The organism is Solidesulfovibrio carbinolicus (assembly GCF_004135975.1).
GTDB classification, from domain to species: Bacteria; Desulfobacterota; Desulfovibrionia; order Desulfovibrionales; family Desulfovibrionaceae; genus Solidesulfovibrio; species Solidesulfovibrio carbinolicus.
In genome coordinates, this window is the sequence record NZ_CP026538.1 from 4,026,696 (window position 1) to 4,046,427 (window position 19,732).

Annotated in this window: 16 protein-coding genes and 1 riboswitch; of the genes, 13 read left to right on the top strand and 3 right to left on the bottom strand. The window is 63.5% G+C overall.

Going from position 1 to position 19,732, the window contains the following annotated elements; translation table 11 throughout:
* Window positions 1-5: 5 nt before the first annotated feature.
* From C3Y92_RS17980 to aprB, 3 genes are all read right to left on the bottom strand, one after another.
* Window positions 6-1,247: a CoB--CoM heterodisulfide reductase iron-sulfur subunit A family protein gene (locus C3Y92_RS17980; protein ID WP_129354914.1), complete on the bottom strand. Its 1,242-nt coding sequence runs from the start codon at window positions 1,245-1,247 to the stop codon at window positions 6-8.
* A gap of 156 nt (window positions 1,248-1,403) precedes the next feature.
* On the bottom strand, window positions 1,404-3,404 hold the full coding sequence (gene aprA, locus C3Y92_RS17985; RefSeq protein WP_129354916.1) for an adenylyl-sulfate reductase subunit alpha: 2,001 nt from the start codon (window positions 3,402-3,404) through the stop codon (window positions 1,404-1,406).
* A 48-nt stretch (window positions 3,405-3,452) separates the two neighbouring features.
* Entirely contained in the window at window positions 3,453-3,944 is a 492-nt protein-coding gene (aprB, locus tag C3Y92_RS17990; RefSeq protein ID WP_129354918.1) for an adenylyl-sulfate reductase subunit beta, read from the bottom strand.
* Window positions 3,945-4,609: 665 nt separating this feature from the next.
* A riboswitch (cobalamin riboswitch) is annotated at window positions 4,610-4,801 on the top strand.
* A 180-nt stretch (window positions 4,802-4,981) separates the two neighbouring features.
* On the opposite strand from aprB, the gene metE reads away from it, so the two are divergent.
* The 13 genes from metE to C3Y92_RS18055 all read left to right on the top strand — a co-directional run bounded on the left by metE (window position 4,982) and on the right by C3Y92_RS18055 (window position 19,552).
* Entirely contained in the window at window positions 4,982-7,288 is a 2,307-nt protein-coding gene (gene metE / locus C3Y92_RS17995) for a 5-methyltetrahydropteroyltriglutamate--homocysteine S-methyltransferase (RefSeq protein WP_129354920.1), read from the top strand.
* Window positions 7,289-7,536: 248 nt separating this feature from the next.
* Complete coding sequence (locus tag C3Y92_RS18000; RefSeq protein ID WP_012750109.1) at window positions 7,537-8,334, top strand: 2-amino-3,7-dideoxy-D-threo-hept-6-ulosonate synthase; 798 nt, start codon at window positions 7,537-7,539, stop codon at window positions 8,332-8,334.
* A gap of 3 nt (window positions 8,335-8,337) precedes the next feature.
* Complete coding sequence (locus tag C3Y92_RS18005; RefSeq protein ID WP_129354922.1) at window positions 8,338-9,312, top strand: 3-dehydroquinate synthase II family protein; 975 nt, start codon at window positions 8,338-8,340, stop codon at window positions 9,310-9,312.
* Between the two features lies 1 nt (window position 9,313).
* Window positions 9,314-10,468 (top strand): prephenate dehydratase, encoded by a 1,155-nt coding sequence (pheA, locus tag C3Y92_RS18010; protein WP_129354924.1) that lies wholly within the window; start codon window positions 9,314-9,316, stop codon window positions 10,466-10,468.
* A 218-nt stretch (window positions 10,469-10,686) separates the two neighbouring features.
* On the top strand, window positions 10,687-12,024 hold the full coding sequence (gene aroA / locus C3Y92_RS18015; RefSeq protein WP_129354926.1) for a 3-phosphoshikimate 1-carboxyvinyltransferase: 1,338 nt from the start codon (window positions 10,687-10,689) through the stop codon (window positions 12,022-12,024).
* A 344-nt stretch (window positions 12,025-12,368) separates the two neighbouring features.
* Window positions 12,369-13,106, top strand: coding sequence for a prephenate dehydrogenase/arogenate dehydrogenase family protein (locus C3Y92_RS18020; RefSeq protein WP_408021670.1), 738 nt, complete (start codon window positions 12,369-12,371; stop codon window positions 13,104-13,106).
* Window positions 13,103-14,521 carry an anthranilate synthase component I family protein gene (locus C3Y92_RS18025; protein ID WP_129354930.1) on the top strand — a complete coding sequence of 473 codons (1,419 nt, stop codon included), beginning with the start codon at window positions 13,103-13,105 and terminating at the stop codon, window positions 14,519-14,521. The genes C3Y92_RS18020 and C3Y92_RS18025 overlap by 4 nt, the downstream gene beginning before the upstream one ends.
* Complete coding sequence (locus C3Y92_RS18030) at window positions 14,505-15,077, top strand: anthranilate synthase component II (protein WP_006921041.1); 573 nt, start codon at window positions 14,505-14,507, stop codon at window positions 15,075-15,077. Before C3Y92_RS18025 ends, C3Y92_RS18030 begins: the two co-directional genes overlap by 17 nt.
* A 12-nt stretch (window positions 15,078-15,089) precedes the next feature.
* Complete coding sequence (locus C3Y92_RS18035; RefSeq protein ID WP_129354932.1) at window positions 15,090-15,479, top strand: HEPN domain-containing protein; 390 nt, start codon at window positions 15,090-15,092, stop codon at window positions 15,477-15,479.
* Window positions 15,480-15,498: 19 nt separating this feature from the next.
* Complete coding sequence (locus C3Y92_RS18040) at window positions 15,499-17,175, top strand: P-loop NTPase fold protein (protein WP_129354934.1); 1,677 nt, start codon at window positions 15,499-15,501, stop codon at window positions 17,173-17,175.
* Window positions 17,159-18,169: an anthranilate phosphoribosyltransferase gene (gene trpD / locus C3Y92_RS18045; protein ID WP_129354936.1), complete on the top strand. Its 1,011-nt coding sequence runs from the start codon at window positions 17,159-17,161 to the stop codon at window positions 18,167-18,169. Before C3Y92_RS18040 ends, trpD begins: the two co-directional genes overlap by 17 nt.
* Window positions 18,162-18,932 (top strand): indole-3-glycerol-phosphate synthase, encoded by a 771-nt coding sequence (locus C3Y92_RS18050; RefSeq protein WP_129354938.1) that lies wholly within the window; start codon window positions 18,162-18,164, stop codon window positions 18,930-18,932. Before trpD ends, C3Y92_RS18050 begins: the two co-directional genes overlap by 8 nt.
* A complete protein-coding gene (locus C3Y92_RS18055; protein WP_129354940.1) occupies window positions 18,929-19,552 on the top strand; it encodes a phosphoribosylanthranilate isomerase in 624 nt (207 codons plus the stop codon). The genes C3Y92_RS18050 and C3Y92_RS18055 overlap by 4 nt, the downstream gene beginning before the upstream one ends.
* Window positions 19,553-19,732: the final 180 nt, after the last annotated feature.

Below are 19,732 nucleotides of genomic sequence, written 5' to 3' on the forward strand. Positions count from 1 at the left end.
CGCCGCTACCTCCCTCGCACCGAAGCGATTGCTTTCATGGCCGCGCCGGTGGCCGACTGGGCCGACTTCATGACGTCAAGGGGCGTGGCGGCGCAACCGGCGGCAAAAATGCCCTTCTCCTCGCCGCCCACGATAAATCCCATCTCATCGACGGGCACGTCCACAGGCAGGCGTTCGCCGGCAATGCTCGGCTGCATGCCCGTGGCCAGGACGACCAGTTCGAACCGGTTGTCGGACTTGATGCCGGTAACGGCGTCTTCCACGGTGAGGATGACGTCGCCGGTGCCGGCGTCCTCGGCCACGGCGGCCACCTTGCCCTTGACCGCGTTTATGCGGTCATCATCCAGGATGCGCTTGGCGAAGTTGTCGTAACGGCCGGGGGTGCGCAGATCGATGTAGTAGATGGTCACGCGCGCATCGGGGAAGGCTTCCCGGACGTAGGCGGCCTGCTTGAGCGACGCCATGCAGCAGATGTAGGAACAGTAGTTAAGGTGGTTCTCGTCGCGGGAACCGGCGCACTGGACGAAAGCCACGCTGCGCGGGGCCTTGCCGTCCGAGGGGCGCACGATATTGCCGCAGGTCGGGCCGTTGGGGGAGGCAAGCCGCTCCAGCTGCATGTTGGTCACGCAGTTGGCGATGTCGCCCGCGCCGAGGTTGGTCAGGCGGGTGACGTCGTAGGGCTTCCAGCCGGTGGCGTACACGATGGAACCGACCTTGAGGACGATTTCCTTGGGGGCGTCGTCGAGATTGATGACGTCGGAGCCGGACAGGACTTCCAGGTCTTCCTTGGTGCAGCGTTCCTTGTCGAGAACGTAGCGGTTGGGGAAGGCGAAGGGCACGTCCATGTACAGGGCCTTGCGGTCGCCCAGGCCCAGTTCGAAATCGCTTTTGACGTCCTTGGACAGCTTTTTCGCGGTATCCGAGAGATCGACGCTGCCGGGTTCGACGAAGCGGGGCTTGATTTTCACCGTGACTTCGTAGTCACCGGCCTTGCCCGTGACCTTGGTCACTTCGGCGAGGGTGAAAAACTTGACGTTTTTATTGTTCTTGATGCGCTGGAACTGAATTTCCAGCCCGCAGGACGGGGGGCACAGCTTGGGGAAATATTTGTTGAGCTGCATCACCCGGCCGCCGAGAAAGGGGTTTTTCTCGACGATGTAGACTTCGTGGCCGACCTCCGCGGCTTCCAGCGCGGCGGTGATGCCGCTGAAGCCGCCGCCGACGACCAGTATCGCGTTGCTCGACATCGCAACCTCCCGGCAATGGTTAAGGCCAGCAAGAAAACGGCCTGATCCGCGAGGATAGACCGCCCCCGCCGTAGGCGTACAAGCACGGTCCATCCGCCCGGGTAAGACCGTTAAAAAGCGGCCGCCGGGCTAACCCGGCGGCCGCTCTGGTCATTCCTACTGAGCGTCGGGAATGATCTGGTAGTAGGTCTTCTTGAAGACCTTGGTTTCCTTGGTGGCCGGATCGTACTTCGAGTTGACGAAGCACTTCCATTTGGAGTCGTCCAGGCCCAGGAAGTCGCCGCGGTAGTAGAAGCCCGGGTAACGGGTCTCTTCGCGGAACATGATGTGGGTCATGTGCAGGCGGACGGTCCACAGGCGGTGGTACTGTTCCCAGCAGCGCATAAGCTCGTGCAGGTCACGGGCGGCCAGCTTCTTGCTGTCCTCTTCCAGGTACTGCAGCAGCTGGAAGCCGGTGTCGAGCAGGGTCTTGGAGGTCGTGTACAGGGTGGCGCAGCCTCCGCCGTACTCGTCCGTGCACTTCACCAGGCGCATCATGAAGTTATGCGGGCTGATGAAGTTCGGGTTGACAATCGGGTCGGTGGAGATGCCGACGTTGTCCTTGAAGGTGTGCCAGGGCTGGTAGATCTCTTTGGCCAGCTCGGCGGCGGTGACGGACAGGGTGGGCTTGAAGTCCTTGTGGTCGACAACCCAACGGACCATCTGCTTGCCGCAGATACGGCCTTCAGCGTGGGAGCCGGAGGAGAACTTGTGGCCGGAAGCGCCGACGCCGTCAGCGCAGGTCCACAGGCCGTTGACCGTGGTCATGCGGTTGTAGACTTTGCCGTTGTCGGCCTTGATCTTGTACTCTTCGGGAACCCAGGCTTCGTCCGGGCCGGAGACCCAGATGCCGCAGCAGCCGGAGTGGGAGCCGAGCAGGTACGGCTCGGTCGGCATGATCTCGGAGCCCTTCTTCTCGGGCTCGGTGTCGGTGCAGGCCCACAGGTTGGCCTGGCCGACGCACATGTCGAGGAAGTCTTCCCAAGCTTCGGACTCGAGGTGCTTCTGCTGCTCAGCGTTCAGGTTGGCGAAGGTGGCCTGGAGGGCGCCGGCGGTGTCCATGTAGATGGGGCCGCGGCCTTCGCGCATTTCACGAAGCATCATGTGGTTACGCAGGCAGGTCGGGATGATGTGACCCTTGGCGTAGCCGCGATCCTCGTAGGGCTTCAGCATGGCGCGGTTGGTGACGCAGTAGTCTTCACCCTTGGCGTTGGTGGCTTTGGCCTTGAAGAGCAGGAACCAAGCGCCGACCGGGCCGTAACCGTCCTTGAAGCGGGCGGGGACGAAGCGGTTTTCCATCATGGTCATTTCGGCGCCGACCTGAGCGCACATGGTGTAGGTGGAGCCGGAGTTCCACACGGGGTACCAGGCGCGGCCCATGCCTTCACCAGTGGAGCGGGGACGGTACACGTTGACCGCGCCGCCGCAGGCCACCAGGATGGCGTTGGCCTTGAAGACATAGACTTTGTTTTCGCGGGTGGAGAAGCCGACCGCACCGGCGATGCGGTTGGGCTGCTTGGCGTCCAGGAGCAGCTTCACGATGAAGATGCGCTCCAGGTAGCGGTCCTGGCCCAGGGCGTTCTTGGCGGCTTCGGCCACGATGCACTTGTAGGACTCGCCGTTGATCATGATCTGCCAACGGCCGGAGCGGACGGGGTCGGCGCCGGTGCGCAGGGAGACGCCGGCGGCCTTGGACTGGGCGCCGTCGAGGTTGTGACCGTGGGCGTCCTTGGTCCAGCAGGGCAGGCCCCACTCTTCGAACAGGTGAACGGAATCGTCGACGTGACGGCCAAGGTCGAAGATCAGGTCTTCGCGAACCAGGCCCATCAGGTCGGTGCGGACCATGCGGACGTAGTCGTCAGCATCGTTCTTGCCGAGGTAGGTGTTGATGGCGGACAGGCCCTGGGCAACGGCGCCGGAGCGCTCCAGGGAGGCCTTGTCCAGCAGCATGATGCTGATATCGCCGCCAACTTTGTCGGCCCAGCGAACGGCTTCGAAAGCCGCGCCGCAGCAGCCCATGCCGCCGCCGACAAAGAGGATGTCGACATCTTTTTCAATCAGTTCCGGCTCGGCAAGGGCAACGCCTTTGGGCTCGTCCTTCACGGGAATGGTCGGCATAATATATGTCCTCCGTAGGGTGGATGGCTATTCAGTTGGCGAAACGGACTACTTGCAGAAGCCGTCCAACCAGCACTGCACGGTGTCGGCGCCGGTGACGTCGAACTTCTTGCCAAGGGCTTCCTTGGGGGTGACCAGGGCGGTCTCGGTGAAAAGCAGTTCGCTTTCCAGATCGCCCGGCTCCGGCTTGCCTTCGAAGGGCTTGATCGAACCTTCGGGGGTGGTGCGGATGGGGAACTTGAAGCGCTTGATGTTGCCGTTGCGGAACTTCACGGTCCACATGATGGAGTCGGCGGAACGCATGGGGATCGAGGTGCCGCCCATGGGAGCGAAGTCAGCGTAGGGGCGAGCGGAGATAGCGCCCTGGGGGCAGATCTTCACGCAAGAGTAGCATTCCCAGCAAGCGGAAGGCTCCTGATTGAAGGCCTTCATTTCCTGAGGATCCAGAATCATCAGGTCATTGGGGCAAATGTACATGCACGCGGTCTTCTCACCGCCTTTGCATCCGTCACACTTGCTCGGATCCACAAAGGTAGGCATAAGTAGTCCTCCAAACGTTTAGTTGTTGTACACCCAGCGCCCAATCCATTAAAGAGCTGAACGCCTGGACGCCTGGGACATCCGCGCGCCGTCGCCATGTGGCGCATTGTGCGCCTGGCTCCGGCTTGCCCTCATGCGTCGGCGTCGCTTGGTGCCGACGTTCTATGCAACCGCCGGGCTTGGGGATTTTTGTCATCCCCACCGCCTCTCGACAACAAAACCCCGGAATCGCTTCCGTTTGTGAACTGCCTGCGGTTAGCTTGTGATCGGTTTAACAAGCGCCGCAACCCCAGTCAAGGGTAATGTTCTTTTTTTCACGTCCGTCCAAAAGCGCCGACAAATCGGCCCCGGAGACCCCGGCGGGACCCCGGTCACGGACGATGCACGGTAGTGGTTGCACCGTCCAAGCTAGCAGACCCCACCCACCCCCGCAAGACCTTTTCCCGGTTTTCCCCGGTTCCTCTTTACAACCCCCCTGCCTCTTGTGACTTTTTTGACAACGGCATGATACCCCAGGCCAAACCTCCGCCTCTTGGCCGGCCGGACGCGTCATGGACGTCTTCACCAACGTCCCGGCTTTTGTAACCCGGCGACGCAGGTCCCCACCCCAGGCCGCGACGCCCGCGTCGGCCCGGCCCTTGACGCCCTTGCCTCCTCCCGGCTATTGCCCCCCCTGTCTGCTTGGCAGACGGACCTTTCGAGAAACGGAAGACGGTGGGAATCCGTCGCAGTCGCGCTGCTGTATTCGGGGTTATTGGCCGACCTCCACTGGGTGTTCCCGGGAAGGACAAGGCCGCTGCCGCCGGTCGAAACGACCCGCCCCGTAAGCCAGAAGACGCCTCGAAAACGGTCGGCATTCGGGCCTCGCGCAAAGGGCCGGAGTGACCAGCGACGGCAATCGGCGACGTCCGGGCCGTTTCTCGCACCCGTGCCCGTTCCCTCTGCCGGGAACGGGTGTTTTTTTCGCGTCTCCCCATTCCCCGCAAGGGGACATGCCGACCTCCCCAAACGCCTTCGGGCAAACAGGAGGACCTCGCATGATCACCCACTCCCTGGGCTTTCCCCGCATGGGGCTGGCCCGCGAACTCAAGACCGCCCTTGAAGCCCGCTTCGCCGGGACCCTCGACGCCGCAGGACTGGCCCGCGTGGCGGCCGACCTGCGCCTGCGCCACTGGCGGCTCCAGGCCGCGGCCGGGATCGACCTCGTGCCGGTCGGCGATTTTTCCCTCTACGACCACATGCTCGATCTGGCCGTGCTTTTCGGCGTCGTGCCCGCCCGCTACGGCCATGCCGGCGGACCGGCGGACGAGGCCCTCTACTGGCGCATGGCCCGGGGCGAGGCCGGCACGGATGGCCGCGTCACGGCCCTGGAAATGACCAAGTGGTTCGACACCAACTACCACTACCTCGTGCCGGAATTCGAACCGGACCAGAGCTTTGCCCTGGTCGGCACGACAATCCTCGACGAGGCGGCCCAGGCCCGGGCCGCCGGGTTCACGCCCAAGGCCGTGCTGCCCGGACCGGTCACGTTCCTGATGCTCGGGGCCTGCGCCGGCGAGCCCTTCGACCGCCTGGCCCTGCTGCCGCGCCTGCTGCCGGCCTACAGCCAACTCCTCGCCAAGCTGGCCGAGACCTGCCCCTGGATCGAACTCGACGAGCCGGTCCTGTGCCAGGATCTGCCGGCTGACGCCCTGGCCCCCTGCCGGGCGGCCTGGACCGCCCTGGCCGAGGCCGCCGCCCCGGCCCGCCTGCTGCTGGCCGCGCCCTACGGCAGTCTGGCCCACAATCTGGACTTCGTGCGCGACCTCCCCGTGGGGGCGCTTCATATTGATCTCGTGCGCGACCCCAGCCAGCTCGCCCTGGCAGCCAAGGCCCTGGCCCCCGAGACCGCCCTGTCCCTGGGTCTGATCGACGGCCGCAACATCTGGCGGGTGGACGCCGCCGCGGCGCTAAGCCGCATCGCCCTGGCCGCCGAACGCCTGGGGCCCCGGCGCCTCATGCTCGCCCCGTCGTGTTCCCTGCTCCACTGCCCCGTGGACCTTGAGGCCGAAACGGACCTCGACCCGGAAATCCAATCCTGGATGGCCTTTGCCGTGCAGAAATGCCGCGAAGTCCGCCTGCTGGCCGACGCCGCCGCCCCGAGCGGGGCCGGTCGGCCCGAGGTGGCCGACGCCCTGGCCGAAAACCGCCGGGCCTGGGAATCGCGCCGGGCCAGCCCCCGGCTGGCCGATGCGGCCGTGCGCCGCCGCACGGCCGCCGTCAGCCAGGACATGTTCCACCGCCCGGCTGCCTTTGCCGCCCGCGCGCCGCTCCAGGCCGAAGCCTTGCAGCTTCCCCTGATCCCGACCACCACCATCGGTTCCTTTCCCCAGACCCCGGAGATCCGCCAGACCCGGGCCAAGTTCCGCCGGGGCGAGCTTGCCGCCGCCGCCTACGAGGCCTTCGTGCGCGGCCAGGTGGCCGAGGCCGTGGCCCGCCAGGAGGCCCTGGGCCTGGACGTGCTGGTCCACGGGGAGCCTGAGCGCAACGATATGGTGGAGTTTTTCGGCGAAAAGCTCGCCGGTTTTTGCTTCACCCGAAACGGCTGGGTGCAAAGCTACGGCTCGCGCTGCGTCAAGCCGCCGGTCATCTACGGCGACGTGTCGCGCCCCGGCCCCATGACCATCGGGCTGGCCGTTTTCGCCCAATCCCTCACCGACAAGCCGGTCAAGGGCATGCTCACCGGCCCTTCGACCATTTTGGCCTGGAGCTTTGTGCGCGACGACCAGCCCCGGGAGGTGACCCGCCGCCAGATCGCCCTGGCCGTGCGCGACGAGGTGGCCGATCTGGAGGCCCAGGGCATCCGCGTCATCCAGATCGACGAGCCGGGGCTGCGCGAAGGCCTGCCCCTGCGACGGCGCGACTGGGAGACCTCCCTGGCCCTGGCCGTGGACGACTTCCGCCTGGCCGCCGCCGTGGCCAAGGCCGAAACCCAGATCCACACCCACATGTGCTACGCCGACTTCGATGAGATCGTGCCCGAGGTGGCCGCCATGGACGCCGACGTGATCAGCGTCGAGGCCAGCCGCAGCCGCATGGCCCCCCTGGCCGCCTTTGCCCGGGACGGCTACCCCAACGCCATCGGACCGGGCCTGTACGACATACATAGCCCGCGCGTGCCCTCGGCCGAGGAAATGGAAGATCTGCTGCGGCGGGCCGCCGCCCTCATCGACCCGGCCCGGCTGTGGGCCAACCCGGACTGCGGCCTCAAAACCCGCGCCTGGGACGAGGTCACGCCGTCCCTGGCCAACATGGTCGCGGCGGCCCGACGCCTGCGGGCGCAACTGGCCGGGCAAGGCTTGTGAAAATAGTCCTTGACAGGAAGCAAGAGGGGAACGTACCCGTATTGCCCATGCAGACCCTCCACACCCCCACCACCGGCTTTTACTTTTGGTACTGGTTTAGCCACGCCCGTGGTCTGGGGGGGTTGCGGTCGAACTAGGTCAATCGCAAACGAGCCTCTCCAGGGCCGCGGGCATTACGCCGGCGGCCCTTTTTTATTACCAGTCGCCGGCGGCCGCGGCCGGTTGGGCCAAACGCAAGGAGATACGCCATGCTGCTTGGGAAAGCCGTCCGCCTCGAACGCATTTTCAATCGCAACACCCACCGCGCCATCATCGTCCCCATGGACCACGGCGTCACCGTCGGCCCCATCTCGGGCCTCATCGACATGCGCGACGCCGTCAACCAGGTGGCCGAAGGCGGAGCCAACGCCGTGCTCATGCACAAGGGCCTGCCGCGCTGCTCCCATCGCGGACGCGGCCGCGACGTCGGACTGATCATCCACCTGTCCGCTTCCACCAGCCTGTCGCCCTTCCCCAACGCCAAGACCCTGGTCGGCACCGTCGAAGACGCCATCAAGCTCGGAGCCGACGCCGTATCCCTGCACATCAACCTCGGCGACGAGACCGAGCGCGACATGCTGGCCCACCTCGGCGAAACCACCTCCCGGGCCGCCGACTGGGGCATGCCCGTGCTGGCCATGGTCTATGCCCGAGGCCCCAAGGTCAAAAACGAGTACGACGTGGACGTGGTGGCCCACTGCGCCCGGGTCGGCACCGAACTCGGCGCGGACGTGGTCAAGGTGCCCTACACCGGCGACATCGAATCCTTCTCCAAGGTCACCGACGCCTGCTGCATCCCGGTGGTCATCGCCGGCGGCCCCAAGATGGACAACGACCGCGACCTGCTGCAAATGGCCCACGACTCGGTCCAGGCCGGCGGCTCGGGCCTGTCCATCGGGCGCAACATCTTCCAGCACGCCCAGCCCGCCCGCATCGTCCAGGCCCTGCACGGCATCGTCCACCTCGACTGGGAAGTCGACCAGGCCCTCGAACTCCTCAAGGATTAAGTCATGACCAAAGAAATATGGCTCAAGGTCGTTCCCTTCGACAAAAACGTCATCACCCTCGGCCTCGAATCCGGCGTGGACGGATTCGTGGTCGAGGCGGCCGACGCCGACAAGGTGCTGGCCCTGGGGCGCACCCAGGTGATGACGCCCGATCAGTTCGAACTGATCCCCATCTGCTGCAAGGATGACGAGGGAACGGCCATCGACTCCTTAAAGGCGTGTCGTCCGGTCTTTCTGGCCCAGGGCTGGGAGATCATTCCGGTGGAAAACATCCTGGCCTGCACCGAAGGCCTGGGCCTGGAATGCGAGAGCCTGGACCGGGCGCGGCTGGCCGCCGGGGTTTTGGAGCGCGGCGCGGACAAGCTGCTCATCACCCCCGAGGCCGTGTGCGATCTTAAAACCATCGTCAATGAACTGAAGCTCTCCCAGGGAACCATGGAACTCGCGGCGGCCACCATCACCAAGATCGAACACGCGGGCCTTGGCCACCGGGTCTGCGTGGACACCACGAGCATTCTTAAAACCGGCGAAGGGATGCTTGTGGGCAACAGCTCGGCCTTCACCTTCCTGGTCAACGCCGAAACCGAGTCCAATCCCTACGTCGCCGCCCGGCCGTTTCGCATCAACGCCGGCGCCGTCCACGCCTATTGCCAGATGCCCGGGGACAAGACCCGCTACCTCGAAGAGCTGGCCTCGGGCTCGGAAGTGCTGATCGTCTCCCACAAGGGCGCCACCAAGACCGCCGTGGTCGGCCGGATCAAGACCGAAATCCGCCCCATGCTGCTCATCACCGCCTCCGTGGGCGGCAAGGAAGGCAAGGTGTTCCTGCAAAACGCCGAAACCATCCGCCTGGTCACCCCCGAGGGCAAGCCCGTCAGCGTGGTGGCCCTTAAGGAAGGCGACACGGTGCTCGTTTCCACCGACGTGGCCGGACGCCACTTCGGCATGCGCATCGCCGAAGAGATCAAGGAAGGATGACATGAACCCGGACACGACTAAGCCTGCCGTCGCCCCGGGTTCCCTGGAGGAGGCGCTGCTCGAAATTCGTCGCGGCATCGACGCCGTGGACGACGAGATCGTGGGCCTGCTCAACAAACGCGCCGCCCTCAGCCTTGAGGTGGGGCGGCGCAAGGACGGCCGGGCCAGCGCCATCTTCAAGCCCTTCCGCGAACAGGAAGTGCTGGCCCGCCTCACCGCCGCCAATCCCGGACCGCTGCCCAACAACCATCTGATCGCCGTCTACCGCGAAATCCTGTCCTCCTCCAGACGCCTCCAGCGCCCCGAACGGGTGGCCTACCTCGGCCCCGAAGGCACCTTTTCCCACTTCGCCGCCATGGCCGCCCTGGGCCATTCCCCGGATTTCCTGCCCCAGACCACCATCGGCGACGTGTTCGCCGCCGTGGCCGGCAAGCAGGCCGACCTGGGCGTGGTGCCGCTGGAAAACTCCCTCCAAGGCACCATCGGCCAGAGCCTGGACAACTTCCAGCGCTACAACGTCTTTATCCAGGCCGAGATCACCTGCCGGGTCAGCCACGCCCTGCTCTCCACGGCAACGAGCCTGGACGCCGTGGAAATCGTCTACTCGCACCCCCAGCCCCTGGCCCAGTGCGCCGGCTGGCTCAAGACCCATCTGCCCCGGGCCAAGGTCATCCCCACCGACTCCACCGCCGCCGCCGCCGCGCGACTGGCCGGAGAGCCGAACGCCGCCGCCATCGGCCACCTGCGCCTGGCAGCCATGCACCACCTTAATGTGCTGGCCAGCCCCATCGAGGACCTGCCCGACAACTGGACGCGGTTTTTCATCATCGGCCCCGAGGACACCAAGCAGCAGACCCGGGACAAGACCTCGCTGCTTTTCACCGTGCCCAACAAGCCCGGCTCCCTGCATCAGGTGCTGGCCCATCTGGCCGGCGAAGGCATCAACCTGACCAAGCTCGAATCGCGGCCCATCCGCGGCGAAAAATGGCAGTACTTCTTCTTCGCCGACCTGCAATGCGACCTCACCCGCGAGGAATACAAGAAGCTCCTGGCCACCCTGACCGAAAATACCCACAGCCTGCGCATCCTCGGCTGCTACCCGGCCGGTCCCCAGGTGGACCTGGCCGAAGGCGCGACGGATAAGGGCGACGCGTAGATGGAAAAGAGCAACGAGAAGAAATCCGGGGGGGGATCATCCCCCCCGGTCCCCCTGGATAAATTGAAAGGAAGAAGGTCGCGCGGACCCAGCGCCACAACCCCAGTGGCACGCGACGCTTGAATGCAACGGACGGAAAGCGCTAGGGGGTTCCAAGGGGCGGTAGCCCCTTGGCCGCCGGAGGCTTCCCACCGACCACCCTTGCCAACGAGGACCCTATGCCGATCATCACCGCGCCGCCTTCCAAGTCCGTGTCCCACCGGGCCGTCATCGCCGCCAGCCTGGCCGCCGGCACCAGCCGCCTCACGGGTTTGCTCGATAGCCAGGACATTTCCCGCACCCGGGACTGCATGATTGCCATGGGCGCGGCCATGCACCCCCAAAGCGACGGCTCCGTGGTCGTCTCCGGCACCGCCGGCCGGCCCCTGGGCGGCGAAGACGAAGAAGAACATTCCGTCGCCCTCGACGTCGGCGAATCCGGCACCACCTGCCGCCTGCTCGTGGCCGTGGCCGCCGCCGGACGCGGCCATTTCCTGGTGCGCGGCCACGGCCGGATGCACGACCGCCCCATCGGCGAACTCGTCAACGCCCTGCTGCCCCTTGGCCCGGAATGCCTCTACCTCGAAAAATCCGGCTGCCCGCCCCTGGCCATCGTCACCCAGGGCCTGGCCGGCGGAACCACCGCCATCTCCCTGGAAGACAGCTCCCAATATCTCTCCGGGCTGCTGCTGGCCGCGCCCATGGCCGCCGGACCGCTGACCATCGAGATCATCGGCAAGAAAACCGTGTCCTGGCCCTACGTCGCCATCACCCTGTCCACCCTGGCCGATTTCGGCGTGCCCTTTGCCGTCCAGACCCGCCAGGGCGACGCCTGGGTCGAGGCCGACTGGCGCGCCATCACCGACGTCGTGCCCGGCCAGATCCGCTTCGCCATGCAGCCCGCCCGCTACAGGCCGCGCGAGTACGCCGTGGAAGCCGACTGGTCCAGCGCCTCCTACTTCCTGGCCGCCGGCGCCGTGGGACCGGCCCCGGTCACCGTGGCCGGCCTGCGCCAGGATTCGCTCCAAGGCGACCGGGCCATCCGCGACATCCTCGCCCGCATGGGCGCGCGCATCGAGGAAACGGCCGAAGGCCTCACCGTCTTCCCGTCCGAACTGCACGGCCAGGAACTCGACATGGGCCGCTGCCCCGACCTCGTGCCCACCGTGGCCGCCGCCGCCTGCTTCGCCTCGGGCGAGACCATCATTAAAAACGTCGCCCACCTGCGCCTCAAGGAGTCCGACCGCATCGAAGCCGTGGCCGAAAACTGCACCCAGGCCGGAGCCGTGGTCACCACCCTGCCCGACGGGCTGCGCATCAAACCCAAAGCCCTGCGCACCGACCAGCGCGTGGAATTCTCCGCCTTCGACGACCACCGTTTAGCGATGTCCGCCGCCATCTTCGAACTGGCCGGCATCGACGTGGTCATCGACAACCCCGGCTGCGTGGCCAAATCGTTCCCTACCTTCTGGGACAAATGGGAAGCCATACGCGAAGCGCTGCAGGACGAAGGGTAGACGAAGAAGGAAGAAATTAAGAAGGAAGAGCGGGCTCTGCCCGCACCCGCCGGGGGGCTGAGCCCCCCGGACCCCCCACAGGGGGAAAGGGCTTCGGGCGGTTTTCAGGTCGCGCCCAAGGCGGCGCGACCTGAAAACCGCCCGAAGCAAAAAATAAATTTCAGGAAGTTGACTACATTATGCCAGATACGAACAAACCGGCAACATCCCCCTCCACCCAGGAAAAAGTTTTTGGGGAAGGAGGGGGGCCGGGGGAGGAAACCCCTTTTTTCAAAAAGGGGTTTCCTCCCCCGGGCGCGCCGCGCGCCATTTCCACTATCGCCCTGGTCGGGGCGCGGGGGGGCATGGGCCAGCTTATCGCGGCCAAATGCCGGGCGGCGGGCGTGGCTGTTCGGGAGTTGGACCGGCCGCTGACTGATGACGGCATCGCGGCGGCGCTGGCCGGGGCGGACATGGTGCTCGTTTCGGTGCCGGTCTACGCCACGGCCGAGGTGACGGCCAGGCTCGCGCCGTATCTGGCCGCGCCGCAGATTCTGGCCGACGTCGGGTCGGTCAAGACGCTGCCTATCGCCGCCATGGTCGAGGGCTACGCCGGCCCGGTGGTGGGCACGCATCCGCTTTTCGGCCCGGCTCCGGCCCAGGACGACGGGCTGCGGGTGGCGGTCATGGACGGCCGGCCCGGGCAGGACGTCTGGGCGACCGAGCTTGTGGCCGACTGGTGCCGCCGCATCGGCTTTGCCCCTTTCCCGTCCACGGCCGAGGAGCACGACAAGGCGGCGGCCTATGTCCAGGGCCTCAATTTCGTCACCACCGTGGCGTATCTGGCTTCCCAGACGGCCGGCGGCGAGGTGCGCAAGTACTTAACGCCCTCCTTCGAGCGCCGGCTGGTTTCGGCGGAAAAACTCATCACCAAGGACGCGGCGCTATTCACGGCCCTTTTCGAAGCCAACCCGCACAGCCATGAGGCCGTGCGAAACTACCGGAATTTCCTCAATATCGCCGCTGGCGGCGACATCGACCTGCTGGTGCGCCGGGCCGAGGCCTGGTGGACCGAGAAGACGGAAAAAAAGGACAACCCATGAGTGCGATCAAGCTCCGCCAGGAAGGGACGTGGCTGCCGGCCGACGTCCAGACGCCTATCAGCCTGTTTCTCGGGCTTGTGGGCGAACGGCCCGGAATCCTTCTCGAAAGCGCCGAAGTCGACGGCCGCCTGGGCCGATACAGCCTCATCGCCTGGGATTTCCGCCTGCGCATCCGTTTGAAGGACGGCAAGCTCGACGTCAGCGCCCGGGACCAGCGGCTGGCCGGCCTGGAGAAGCATTCCGGCCGGGGCATGATGGAGGGGCTTCGGGCCGTGCTTACCGACCTCAACATCCTGGCCCCCGAGGGTTTTGACGACGTGCCGCCCATCACCCGCTCCCTGGTGGGCTATTTCGGCTACGGCGTGGCCGGGGTGTTCGAACCCAAGCTGGCCAAGGTGTTGCCGCCCGACGAGGCCGAATTCTGTCTGGTCTTGCCCGGCCGGGTGGTGCTTTTTGACCATGTCAAGCACCGCTGCCTGCATCTGTCCCTCGACGAGGGCAAAAAGGCCAAGATCGAGCACGCCAACATCTTCGCGCCCATGAACCGGCCGGTGCTGGGCAAGGTGGTCAACACCCCGGACGCCGAGGGCTACATGGACGCGGTGGCCCAGTGCAAGGAGATGATCCGGGCCGGCGAGTGCATCCAGACCGTGCTGTCCACCCGCTTTGCCGCACCGTTTTCCGGCGACCCGTTTGTGGTCTACCGCCGGCTGCGCCAGGTGAACCCCTCGCCCTACATGTTTTTCATGCGTTTGCCGCGCGTGACGCTGCTGGGGTCGTCGCCGGAGCTGCTCATCCGCTGCCGCGACGGCGAGCTGACCACCTGCCCCATCGCCGGCACGCGCCACCGCAGCGCCGATCCCGTCGAGGACGACCGTCTGGCCGAGGAACTGCTGGCCGATCCCAAGGAGCGCGCCGAGCACGTCATGCTGGTGGACCTTGGCCGCAACGACCTGGGCCGCATGGCCGAAAAGGGCACGGTGAAGGTGGAGAAGTTCATGACCGTGGAGCGGTTTTCCCATGTCATGCACATCGTCTCCTATGTCACGGCCAAGCTCAAAAAGGGCCTCGACGCCCTGGACGTGCTGCAATGCGCCTTCCCGGCCGGCACGCTTTCGGGCGCGCCCAAGGTGCGGGCCATGGAGATGATCGCGGACCTCGAAAACGCCCTGCCGCGCGGCCCCTACGCCGGCTGCATCGGCTGGATCGGCCTGGACGAAGGCCATGTGAACCTCGACACGGGCATCACCATCCGCAGCATATGGATTCGCGACGGCATGGCCTCGTGGCAGGCCGGCGCCGGCATCGTCTACGACTCGGACCCGGCTTCGGAATGGAAGGAGTGTCAAAACAAGGCCCGGGTCATCGCCGAAGTGCTGGCCGCCAAGGAGGAAGGCGATGTTTTTACTTATTGATAACTTCGACTCGTTCACCTTCAACGTGGTGCAGGCCTTCCAGCAGTGCGGCCACGATCCGGTGGTGCTCAAAAACGACGACCCCAAGATTCTGGAGCTGGCCGCCTCGGGCAAGCTGGAGAAGGTCTGCATCTCCCCCGGCCCGAGCAACCCCACCAACGCCGGGCTGTGCCTGCAATTTCTGGAGCTGTTGCCGGCCACGACCCCGGTCTTCGGCGTCTGCCTGGGCCATCAGATTCTGGGCCATTTCGCCGGCGCGCCGGTCGTGGTCGCCGACCGCATCATGCACGGCAAAACCTCCGACGTGTACCACCGCGAAACCGGCCTGTTCGAGGGCCTGCCCAACCCCATGGAGTGCTGCCGCTACCATTCGCTTTTGGTGCTGGCCTCCAAGGCTCCGGACAAGCTCGAAATCACGGCCTGGACCGAACAGAACGAAGTCATGGGGCTGCGCTATCGGGACCGGCCCTGGGTCGGCGTGCAGTTCCACCCGGAGTCGGTGTTTACGCCCGACGGCATGAAGCTGATCGGCAATTTCCCGGATAAGATTTTGTAAGGACGGCCAGACGTGAACACCATCCCCGCCCTCATCGACAAGGCCGAGGCCAGCCTTCGCGCCGCGCGGCTGCTTGGCAGCGAGGGCTACTTCGATTTCGCCGTGGGTCGCCTCCACGCCGTCATGCGCTACGTGGCCGAGGCCTTCCTCATCCGCCACGGCTACCCCGTGGCCGATGCCGGCAACATCCCCTCGGCCTTTGCCCTGCACCTGACCGCCACCGGCTACCTGCCCGAAACCTTCAACCGATTCTTAAGCGAAGCCGCCCGGCTGCGCGACCGGGCCGAAAACGAAACCGATACCGGCATCACCGCCGAAGACGTGTCCGAACAGATCGAACGGGCCAAGGCATTTTTGTACTTGGCCCGGGAAGAACTGGCAGAAAGCCACCGCAAAGAATAACTTGAAGGGCAAAATAATCATGTATAATACCGCTAGAAAATCACTAAACGACTACTTAACACAGCATCTCGCATACAACACCACAAACGACTGCACACTTATAACGGGAGACTGGGGAACCGGGAAAAGTCATTTTATCAATCAGTACTTAGACAAACTTGCCAAAGATCAAAAAACAAACAGAATGATCATCTATACATCGTTATTCAAGGCGCACAGCATTGACGCTTTGCAAAACGATGTTTTGTCAAAACACCAAAAGTGGAAAAAAGCCAGACAAAAGCTTGCGTTACTTTGGGGAGAAATAAAAAGTTGCATACCATACGCCTCATATGTCCCGACGAATTTTGTCTTTTCGCTCCTCGACGAGCAGGATTTTAAAAACTCCATAATTGTCTTCGATGATTTCGAAAGGCTTTCCCCAAACATCGAACTTCAAAACGTTCTTGGTTACATTTCTGACCTAAAAGAAGTAAACAAATGCAAAATAATAATCATCACAAACGAACGCATCACAACAACAGACAGCCCACAACCGCTTTACGATAGCGACAATGAACAAACACCAAAAAATAAAGTATTCCATGGCAAAGAAACATGGCACTCTTTTAAAGAAAAAATCGTTGACAACTACTTCATTTTCAGACCAACCTCTGAAGAAAACATTGATATTTTACTCAACACCCACAAATTCAAGAATCTTTTATCTATCAAAGAAAAACTGTGTAGCCTCATAGAGGCTAACAAAATTATAAATATGCGTACAATACAAAAGATATTAAACAACATAAAACACTTTCCAATCATACTAAACAATCGACATTCAAAAATTTCACGCCAAAGCATAGAGTTCATTGTATCAAAAACGATAGAGCACAACCACAAAAACGTTGACAGAAGTAAATTTTACACAAGGTCTGCAACAGACGAAGAAGCACCAGATGTCAACGCCATGATATTAGAGTTCATATTCTCTGGATACATCAATCTAGATCTGTTTAATAAATTATTCTCAGAATACATAAAAGAATCACGTCAAGATGAATCAATACACGAAACAATAACTAATTTTTATCACAATATTGGATCACACTCAAAAACTGCCACCGAAATGATCGTAAGCATCATAAAGTCAAACAACGAACAGTTGCGCTACGGAACAATAATCAGGTTGCTTGTGTTTTTTCATAGGACAGACACCGATTTGTTTAACAAATACTCATACCTTTTTACCAAAATAATCACGTCAAGACTTCAGGAATACTATGCCCGACAAACTCTATATTCTGAAATTCATGAAACATTTCACGACATAGAGCACATATCATTTTTAAATGAACTCGCAAAAGACGCTCTGGCAACAATAAACGCAAAAGAAAAAGAATCTATAATTTATAACGACGAAAAGATTAAAAAGATACTCTCTGCAAAAAACAGAATGAATAGCGACAAAACTATTACAAAAGACATTCCAAAGGAACGATGGCGAGACATAATCGAAAGGCGCGTCATAGACCTTCACGACGTCGCCATCATCCTAAATGATTGCTCCAAAGCGACACAAGATATGATTGTTTCAATTCTCCGTCCACTTCAAGGTGAACCATTTCTTAAAACCAAGCTCCACGCATGTGGCCTTGAACAACACCTGCTTGAGCAGTTTTCGGAGGATACGCCAAATGGAAAAACACGTTGAATGCCTCGAACTCTTGGCCATCGGCAAGGACCTGCCCGCCGATCTCGCCACCTACGCCTTCCGGGCCATGTACACCGGCGAAATGCCCGCCTCGTGCGTGGGCGCGTTCCTCATGGGCCTCAAGACCAAGGGCGAGGCCGCCGTGGAAATCGCCGCCGGCGTCACCACCGCCCTGGAACAGGCCCGCTTGGTCGAAGGCCTCACCGGCCCGCGCATCGACACCTGCGGCACCGGCGGCGACAACACCTGCTCGTTTAACTGCTCCACCGCCGTGGCGCTGTACCTCGCCGCCATGGGCCACAAGGTCGTCAAACACGGCAACCGCGCCGTGTCCAGCGCCTGCGGCAGCGCCGACGCCGTGGAATCCCTGGGCTTCCCCCTGGTCGTGGAACCCGACGCCGTGGCCGCCGAGCTGGACAAGCACAACTTCGTCTTCCTCTTCGCCCCCAACTACCATCCGGCCTTCAAGCGCATCGGCCCCATCCGCAAGGAACTCGGCGCGCGCACGCTGTTCAACCTCATGGGGCCGCTTTTGAACCCCGCCCGGCCCACGCACCAGATTCTCGGCGTGCCCACCTCGCGCCACGTCCCGCTCATGGCCGAGGTGCTGGCGCTCACCGGCCTGTCGCGCGGCGTGGTCGTCCACGGGGCCGGCGGCTTTGACGAGCTGACCCCGTTCGGCCCGGCCGACGTGTGCTGGGTCAAAGACGGCTGGCTCAAAAAGGAGCGCATCGACCCGGCGACCCTTGGCGTGTCCGAAAGCAAGCTCGGCGACGTGGTGGTCTCGGGCCGCGACGAGGCCGTGGCCGTGCTGCAGGAGGTGCTCTCCGGCAAAGGCCCCCAAGCCATGCTCGACATGGTGGCCCTTAACCTCGGCTGCGCTCTGCACCTGCTCGAAGACGGCCTGACCCTGCGCCAGGGCGTGGACAAGGCCAAGGACGCCATCGCCCAGGGCGCGGCGGCCGCGTTTTTCAAGGACGTGTTCCATGCTTGAGAAGTTTCGGGCCGCCAAGGCGGCCGAAGTGCGCCGGCTGGTCGGCCTTGAGGCGGCCCAGCAGTTGCCCGAGCCATATAGGGGCAAACGGCCGTCCTTTTCCGACGCGCTCATCGCCAAGGCCCCCATGGCCGTCATCGCCGAGTACAAGCGGGCCTCCCCATCCATGGGCGACATCAACCTGGGCCTTGGCCCGGACGACGTGGCCGCCATGTACGCCGCCTCGGGAGCCGCCGCCATCTCGGTCTTGACCGAAGAAACCTACTTCAAGGGGTCGCTGGACTACCTCGAAACCATGAGCCGCTGCGGCCTGCCGCTTTTGCGCAAGGACTTCCTGCTCCATCCCTTGCAAGTGGTGCAGACGGCGGCCACCAAGGCCTCGGCCTTGCTGCTGATTGTGCGGATGCTCACCGATGTGGAATTAAACGAGATGCTGCGCCTGACCTACGACGCGGGCCTGGAAGCCGTGGTCGAGGTCTTTGACGAGCGCGACCTGGAACGCGCCGAAGCCGCCGGCGCGCACATCATCCAGGTCAACAACCGCGACCTGGATACGCTCAAAACCGACTTCGCCGTGGCCACCCGGCTGGCCGCCTACAAACGCCCCGGCCGGCTGTGGATCGCCGCCAGCGGCATCAAGACCCGGGCCGACGTGGACGCCATGCAGTCGCTGGGCTTCGACGCCGTGCTGGTCGGCACCTCCATCATGGCCGAGGCCGACCCCGGCGCGGCCCTGGCCCGGCTGGCCGGGAGCGCGGCATGAGCGCGCCCCTGGCCAAGGTCTGCGGCATGACCCGCGCCGAGGACGTCGTCGGCTGCGCCGAAGCCGGGGCCGATCTGCTCGGCTTCATCTTCGCCGCCAAAAGCCCGCGCCGCCTGACCCCGGCCCAGGCGGCGGCCCTGCCGCGCGTGGCCGCCAAGCGCGTGGGCGTTTTCGTGGAGCAAACCCTCGAAGAAGTGCTCTGCATCATGGCCGAGGCCGAACTCGATCTGGCCCAGCTTCACGGCGGCCAGGACCCGGATTTCTGCCGGGCCGTGGGGCCGCAGCGCGTCATCAGGGCCTTCTGGCCCCAGAAGCACCCGACGCTGGGTAGCCTCGCCGCCGAGATGGCCGCCTTTGACGGCGCGGTCCGCTACGCGCTGCTTGACGCCGGAACTTCCGGCGGCGGCCACGGCACATCCCTGGATTTCGCCGCCCTGGCCGAACTCGCCCCGCCCATGCCCTGGCTTTTGGCCGGGGGCCTGGGGCCGGACAACGTGGCCGAGGCGCTGCGCATCGCCAAGCCGCACGGCGTGGACCTCAACTCCGGCGTGGAATCCTCGCCGGGCCTCAAAGACCTCCAAAAAGTCCGGAGGTCCCTTTGGTCCGTGAAAGGCGTGTGACGCGGGCGGGAAGATTGGGGCGCTGCCCCAAGCCCCGCCGGGGGGCTCAGCCCCCCGGACCCCCGACATGGGGGTGCGGCGTTCACCGCCGCTAACGTCGGAAATTTGCGCGCACCCATGCGCCACCCCGTTAAAAGTTTTTGGGAAGGGGTCCGGGGAAACCTTTTTTGCAAAAAAGGT

What these genes read in the sequence shown, in the direction of transcription:
- C3Y92_RS18020 (WP_408021670.1), top strand. Translation starts at nt 12,369, where the DNA reads ATGGGCCAGCTTATCGCGGCCAAATGCCGGGCGGCGGGCGTGGCTGTT.
- aroA (WP_129354926.1), top strand. Translation starts at nt 10,687, where the DNA reads ATGCCGATCATCACCGCGCCGCCTTCCAAGTCCGTGTCCCACCGGGCC.
- aprB (WP_129354918.1), bottom strand. Translation starts at nt 3,944, where the DNA reads ATGCCTACCTTTGTGGATCCGAGCAAGTGTGACGGATGCAAAGGCGGT.
- aprA (WP_129354916.1), bottom strand. Translation starts at nt 3,404, where the DNA reads ATGCCGACCATTCCCGTGAAGGACGAGCCCAAAGGCGTTGCCCTTGCC.
- C3Y92_RS18040 (WP_129354934.1), top strand. Translation starts at nt 15,499, where the DNA reads ATGTATAATACCGCTAGAAAATCACTAAACGACTACTTAACACAGCAT.
- C3Y92_RS18055 (WP_129354940.1), top strand. Translation starts at nt 18,929, where the DNA reads ATGAGCGCGCCCCTGGCCAAGGTCTGCGGCATGACCCGCGCCGAGGAC.
- C3Y92_RS18030 (WP_006921041.1), top strand. Translation starts at nt 14,505, where the DNA reads ATGTTTTTACTTATTGATAACTTCGACTCGTTCACCTTCAACGTGGTG.
- trpD (WP_129354936.1), top strand. Translation starts at nt 17,159, where the DNA reads ATGGAAAAACACGTTGAATGCCTCGAACTCTTGGCCATCGGCAAGGAC.
- C3Y92_RS18005 (WP_129354922.1), top strand. Translation starts at nt 8,338, where the DNA reads ATGACCAAAGAAATATGGCTCAAGGTCGTTCCCTTCGACAAAAACGTC.
- C3Y92_RS18050 (WP_129354938.1), top strand. Translation starts at nt 18,162, where the DNA reads ATGCTTGAGAAGTTTCGGGCCGCCAAGGCGGCCGAAGTGCGCCGGCTG.
- C3Y92_RS17980 (WP_129354914.1), bottom strand. Translation starts at nt 1,247, where the DNA reads ATGTCGAGCAACGCGATACTGGTCGTCGGCGGCGGCTTCAGCGGCATC.
- metE (WP_129354920.1), top strand. Translation starts at nt 4,982, where the DNA reads ATGATCACCCACTCCCTGGGCTTTCCCCGCATGGGGCTGGCCCGCGAA.
- C3Y92_RS18000 (WP_012750109.1), top strand. Translation starts at nt 7,537, where the DNA reads ATGCTGCTTGGGAAAGCCGTCCGCCTCGAACGCATTTTCAATCGCAAC.
- pheA (WP_129354924.1), top strand. Translation starts at nt 9,314, where the DNA reads ATGAACCCGGACACGACTAAGCCTGCCGTCGCCCCGGGTTCCCTGGAG.
- C3Y92_RS18025 (WP_129354930.1), top strand. Translation starts at nt 13,103, where the DNA reads ATGAGTGCGATCAAGCTCCGCCAGGAAGGGACGTGGCTGCCGGCCGAC.